The 3330-nt window shown below is 67.6% G+C and carries 3 protein-coding genes; all 3 read right to left on the bottom strand.

Annotated features, from left to right (window positions below):
* A partial coding sequence (locus tag ABDV69_RS20750) for a tyrosine-type recombinase/integrase (RefSeq protein ID WP_343577673.1) occupies positions 1-1009 on the bottom strand: 1009 nt, incomplete at its 3' end.
* Entirely contained in the window at positions 1006-1962 is a 957-nt protein-coding gene (locus ABDV69_RS20755) for a tyrosine-type recombinase/integrase (protein WP_343577675.1), read from the bottom strand. The genes ABDV69_RS20750 and ABDV69_RS20755, both read right to left, overlap by 4 nt.
* Positions 1955-3235 (bottom strand): tyrosine-type recombinase/integrase, encoded by a 1281-nt coding sequence (locus ABDV69_RS20760; RefSeq protein ID WP_343577676.1) that lies wholly within the window; start codon positions 3233-3235, stop codon positions 1955-1957. Before ABDV69_RS20760 ends, ABDV69_RS20755 begins: the two co-directional genes overlap by 8 nt.
* Positions 3236-3330: the final 95 nt, after the last annotated feature.

The following is a 3330-nucleotide window of genomic DNA, read 5'->3' on the forward strand; positions in this document are numbered from 1 at the left end:
AGGTGTCCGAGGTCCAGTCGGGCAGGATGTCCGGGGTGAGTGGCTGGTAGGCATTCTCGATCGCTTTACGTTTGGTTTCCGCGTCTGCGCGGGCGTAGATCTCGGTGGTGGACACGTCGGCGTGGCCGAGCAGATCGCGGATGTAGATCAGGTTGACGCCGGCCTGGATCAGGTGCATCGCCCGGCTTCGCCGCAGGGTGTGGGGCGTGACCGGCAGGCCGAGAGCCCAGCCGGGGTCGCGGGCTCGGACGGCTCGCACGTGGCGGGCCAGGAGTTTCGCCACCCCGGAGCGGGTCAGCCTGGCGTGGTTGGGTCCGTGGAACAGCGGGTCTGTGTCGGCGCCGAGGCCGGGGTGCGGCTGGAGGTGTTCGAGATAATCGGCGATGAGCCGGGCGGTCGGGTCCATCACGGGCACGTACCGGATTTTGGATCCCTTCCCGCGGATCGCCACCGTCATCGGTTTGTGGCGGCGGATGTCGGCGACGTCGAGGTCGCAGAGCTCTTGGACGCGGGCGGCGGTGTCGTAGGCCAGGGTGAGCAGGACGGTGTCGCGGAGGGCGCGCGCGCTGGCCGTTCCGGGTTCGGCGAGCAGCGCCTTGACCTCGTCGCCGGTCAAGTGTCCCAGATCTGGGGCTGGGGTTTTCTTCTGCCGGATCGCGAGGATTTGGGTGACTTGGTCGAGGCGCTCGGGCTGCTCGACGGCGGTGTAGCGGCAAAACGATTTGATCACCGCGAGGCGCTGGTTGCGGGTGGCCGCCGAGCAGCACCGCTCGGTGCCCAGCCAGTCCAGGAACCGCAGGATGCGGGCCCGGTCGATGTCGACCAGGCGCAGCCTCTCGGGCGGTATGTGTTCTGCGGTTTTGAACCAGATGAGCAGTAACTTCACCGCGTCGCGGTAGGAGGCGACGGTCCTGGGAGAGGCGCCACGCTCCCCGGCCAGGTGATCGGTGAAGAACTTCGCCAGCCAACGTCCTGCGAGGTCTGGTGGCGGCGCGGGCCGCGGGGTCACGACTGGTCCCCGGGCGGGGCGGGGATGACGTAGCCGAACCGGATTTGGGCTTTGGCTATCAGCTCGGGGTAGGCGTCCGCGGTCAGCCTCAGGTAGTACTGGGTGCCGCGCAGGTCGGTGTGGCCCATATAGCAGGCCAGATAGGGCAGCATCACGGCCAGGTCCGCGCCGTCTGCGGCCCAACGTCGCAGGTTGGCGACGGCGAAGCCGTGGCGCAGCGAGTGCGGATGAGGGCCGCCGATAAAGTGCGGGATGCCGGCGTCGGCCAGGTAGCCACGAAACCGCATGTAGACAGTGGCCTGGTTGATCGGCCTGCCCGCAGCCCTGCTGTAGAACACGTTGTCGCTGTGTTCGGGGGCCGGGTGCGCGGCCGCGGTGTAGGCCTTGACGGTGGCGGTGAGTCGCCCGGTGATCGGGATGGTCCTGCCCGCACCGTTTTTCGAGTCACGGATCCGCAGCGTCGCGGCGCTGGTGTCCACGTCCGACAGGGTCAGGTTCAGCGCCTCGGAGACCCTCAGCCCGGCGCCATAGAGCACCCTGAACAGGACCGGGTCGACCAGCGCCTTGTTCGAGTAACAAGACATGGGCTGGGAGTCGATCGTGGCGAACAAGCGGCGTATCTCATTGTCGGTGAGCACATACGGCGGCTGGTGACCCACACGGACCCGGGTGGTCGCGACCGGGGTGTAGGCGTCCCAGCCGGCGGCTTGGGCGTGCTCGGCCAGTTGACGCAGCACCACCTCGTTGCGTCGGATCGTGGAGGACCGTAGGTGAGAGCCGTAGAGGAACCCCTCGACCGCTTCTTTGGTGATCGATCCGTCCGGGTAGCCCTCCCGTCGGCAGTGCTCGGCGAACTGGCGCAGGACTCGTTCTGGGATTTTGAACCGGTATCCGCCGGCGTGGCGTACCGCGACCAGATCGGCGACCAGGTCCGGCAGCGTCGTCTCAGGCATCGCGCTCACCCGCCCCGGCCCGTTGGATGACGTCTTCGATGTCCAACGCGCAACAGCGCAGCCGCTCGGTGTCGAAGCGCAGGTAGTAGGCCTGGGTCGTGTCGCTGCAGGCGTGTCCCAATACGGCCGACACCACCGGCATCGGCGCGCCGTTGCCGATCATGGCCACGGCCAGCGCGCCGCGCAGGGAATGCATCCCGCAGACCTGGCCCGGCCCGAACTCGATCCCGGCGCGGGCGGCGTGCCGCGACAGCCGGGACGCGCTCAACGCCGCTACCCCCACCTCAACGTGGTCACCCTGAATGCCCGGCAACAGCTTGACGAACACCTTCGGGCAGAAGGTCTCGGGGCGGGCGCCGCGGACGTAATCGATGATCGCCCAGCCGACGTCATCGAGCAGCGGCAGGATCAACGGCCGGCCCGTCTTGTGCTGCACGATCGTGATCTGCTTGGCCCGCCAGTCAAGGTCGCCCAGCTCGAGGTGGCGCAGATCTGAGATCCGCAGACCCAACCGAGCGGTCGCCAGGATCATCGCGTAATCGCGTTTGCCGGTAGCGGACTGGCGATCGATCACCGCCAGCACCCTGCGGATCTCGTCTGCGGTCCACAGGTGCGGCTCAGACTCGTAGCGGACATGCCGGTGCGGCGGCAGCCGATCCGCCAGACCGCGCGGTGTCCGGCCCGCGGTGGCCGAGAAGACCAAGAAGTCCGCCAGGCACGACCTCATCGCCGCAACAGTCTTGCGCCGCAGGCCACGTTGACGAACAAGGAAGCCCGACACGTCCCGCACGCCGAGCGCGGCCAGGTCATCAACGCCCACCTCGACCAGATACCGCAAGAACCGGCTGGCCGCTTTGTCCTTGGTGACCACGGTCGCCTCGGCGTTGCCGCGCACCCGGCAGAAGGCAACGTAGTCATCCCGCAGCGGGCGGAATTCGGCGGGACAGTCGTCCTTCGCCGGGATCACCGACCGGTCAACATCGACCGTCCGCCCGGCCAGCACGTCCGCCATCAACACCACCGGACGGCGAACCGCCTGAACATCCCTTTCCGTAACCGGCTCTCGCAACGACCCCAACCTGACCCCGGTCTGGTTCGCGATGAACTCGATGCACACCCGCTCGCTGACCGTGTCCAGGCCGCGTCCGGCCAAGAAGGCGGCGAACCGGTCCAGCACGACCTGGTGGCGACCGACCGTGCCCTCGGTCCTCCCAGCATCGCGCAACGCCGCCAAGACGCGACCAACAGCGTCCCTAAGATCTGCCTCTCCCATCAGAATCACCTCTGCATTCGGTAGTGGAATGAACAGACAGTGATTCTTCGCCGACGCAAGCAGCGCCCAGCGGCGTCACGATCCAGCCCCCGACG

Origin of the sequence: Mycobacterium sp. (assembly GCF_039583785.1) — a bacterium.
Lineage (GTDB): Bacteria > Actinomycetota > Actinomycetes > Mycobacteriales > Mycobacteriaceae > Mycobacterium.